Origin of the sequence: Mesorhizobium sp. M0910, from assembly GCF_040319465.1 — a bacterium.
In the GTDB taxonomy this organism is placed as follows: domain Bacteria; phylum Pseudomonadota; class Alphaproteobacteria; order Rhizobiales; family Rhizobiaceae; genus Mesorhizobium.
Window position 1 is genome coordinate 1 of record NZ_JAMYNZ010000041.1, and the last position, 1,994, is coordinate 1,994.

2 protein-coding genes and 2 pseudogenes are annotated in these 1,994 nt (G+C 55.2%); 3 read left to right on the forward strand and 1 reads right to left on the reverse strand.

Going from position 1 to position 1,994, the window contains the following annotated elements; genetic code table 11:
- Nucleotides 1-81: 81 nt before the first annotated feature.
- Together NKH78_RS32450 and NKH78_RS32455 are read left to right on the forward strand one after the other, a co-directional pair.
- Nucleotides 82-258 (forward strand): annotated as a pseudogene (locus NKH78_RS32450) (transposase domain-containing protein); the annotation flags it as partial.
- A gap of 236 nt (nucleotides 259-494) precedes the next feature.
- Nucleotides 495-671 (forward strand): annotated as a pseudogene (locus NKH78_RS32455) (IS6 family transposase); the annotation flags it as partial.
- Between the two features lie 139 nt (nucleotides 672-810).
- On the opposite strand, the gene NKH78_RS32460 reads toward NKH78_RS32455, so the two are convergent.
- Nucleotides 811-1,710 carry a dihydrodipicolinate synthase family protein gene (locus NKH78_RS32460; RefSeq protein ID WP_352885236.1) on the reverse strand — a complete coding sequence of 300 codons (900 nt, stop codon included), beginning with the start codon at nucleotides 1,708-1,710 and terminating at the stop codon, nucleotides 811-813.
- Between the two features lie 58 nt (nucleotides 1,711-1,768).
- On the opposite strand from NKH78_RS32460, the gene NKH78_RS32465 reads away from it, so the two are divergent.
- On the forward strand, nucleotides 1,769-1,994 hold a 226-nt coding region (locus NKH78_RS32465; RefSeq protein ID WP_352885238.1), incomplete at its 3' end, for a hypothetical protein.

The following is a 1,994-nucleotide window of genomic DNA, read 5'->3' on the forward strand; positions in this document are numbered from 1 at the left end:
TAGAAATTGACACTGCAAGCTCCTCGGCTCCTTGCTTCAGTGTCAGTATGTCTCGCTCATCACCTCAAGCCGCGCCAGATGGGGTCAGCTTGGCGCTTACGTTTCGCCAGCCTGATCGGCACATGCAAGATGAACCGCGTTGAACCATACGCCTACCTGCGCGATCTCCTCATCAGCCTCGCAAATAGCCACCTTTCCAAAGACATCGACGCCCTGATGCCCTGGGCCTATGCACAACGGATCAGCGCCTCACAATGAGCACGTCCGGGACTCCCCAAAGTGCTCATAGGACCATCTGCAAGCGCTAGACCTGACCGTTGCAACCAAAAAATCAATGGGGCGGAGACGTCGCATACGTTCATCAGGTACTTCGGCCTGCCCGCCATGCGTGCTTCCGACAGCCCAATCCCGGTGGGTGGACGGTAGTCGATCCATCCGTGCAAGAAAATGCGGATTGGCGCATCGCGCCTATTCATGCCTGACAACGATGATTTGAGCAGGACCATCGACGGATCAAGCGCCGTACCCGGCCGCTCGGCTTCAAGTCGTCCCTCACCGCCGGCATCTTCTGTCCGGCATCTAAATGGTCCATGATGAGCAAGCGACTGGCGAGGTACGCCTTCAATCCGAATCCATCCCTGGCCGAACAGTTCGCCATTCTCGCCGCCTGACCAGCAGTGGAAGGGGTGTACTAGCACCCCTACCACCTAAATACATCCATTTATGGTACCATTACCTGTTAACGTCGTCAGTTCATGCCTTGCTGAACTAGCGCTCCACAAACTCCGTAGATGGGCATCTCACCACCGTTCAAAGCTTAGGGAGTGTCGGCCGCGTCTCCAGCGCATGGTGAACGGTCTTCAGCACATCCTCTCTCTCGGTACCGGACAGAGGGCGGCGAGGACGGCGAACATAATCGTTCGTCCCCAGCACAACCTGCTCCATCAATTTAATGTTCTGGACGAGCTTTGGAGTCTCATCCAGGTCGAGAAGTGGCCGGAACCAACGATAGATTGCCCATGCTTCTTCCAGCCTGCCGGCATTGGCCAAGTGATAAATCGCCATGGTTTCCAACGGAAACGCTGCACATACTCCAGCGGCCCAACCCGGAGCACCTGCGAGAATGGTTTCGAGAGCAAGGTTGTCCATACCGCCAAAGATCTGATAGCGTTCGCCAAAGCGATTGATCAGATCTGTCGTGATCCGGATGTCGTCGGACGACTCCTTGATTGCGACGAACTTCGGATTGTTTGCAAGTTCCTCATACATATCCAGGGTGACTTTCACACGATAGGTGCCAGGATTGTTATAGATCATAATGGGCAGGTCTGACGCCGCCGCGATATCACTGAGGTTTGCGATTGTCTCGCGCTCATCAGCAAAATAGTAGGAACTGGGGATTACCATCAAACCCTCCGCCCCTGCCTGTTGAGCATCACGGGCGTGCAGCTCAGCGTCCTTTGTTGCAGGTTCCCCTATCGAGCTCAGGACCGGAAGCTTGCCCGATGACACCGAGACAAAAAGTCTGACGATGGCCTTTTTTTCCTCTCGGGTAAGGAAGCCACCTTCCGACAGCGAACCAGACACGATTACGCCGTGGATTCCGGCGTCAATCTGCACCGCAAAGCAATGTTCCATTGCCGCCAAGTCGACCTTATCCTCTTCGGTGAACTTGGTGGTAACGATCGGGTAAACGCCTTTCCAGGCCATTGTATAATCTCCTCGAAATTATGCTAGCAGGAAGCCGCCTGCGAACGGATCAGTCTCATTGAGCGTGATTGTATTGAAACCCGGATCCCTCGACGATTGTGATGACAGCAGGGATGACAGCAACTTCGGTATGTTCCTCGACCCGGCCAACGAAGGTGCTTTCATGATGCTCTGGTCTCTGGTGCCGCAAGGGCTACGATCAAGCCGGCCGCTGCTCCAACGCTGGCGCGGTTTCGGTGGTGAGCGGGAAATGGCATTTGAAGCGATGCTCCGCGTCATCCGAG

Bases quoted from the DNA above. Each gene is read 5' to 3' on its own strand.
- NKH78_RS32460 (WP_352885236.1), bottom strand. From the start codon at position 1,710: ATGGCCTGGAAAGGCGTTTACCCGATCGTTACCACCAAGTTCACCGAA.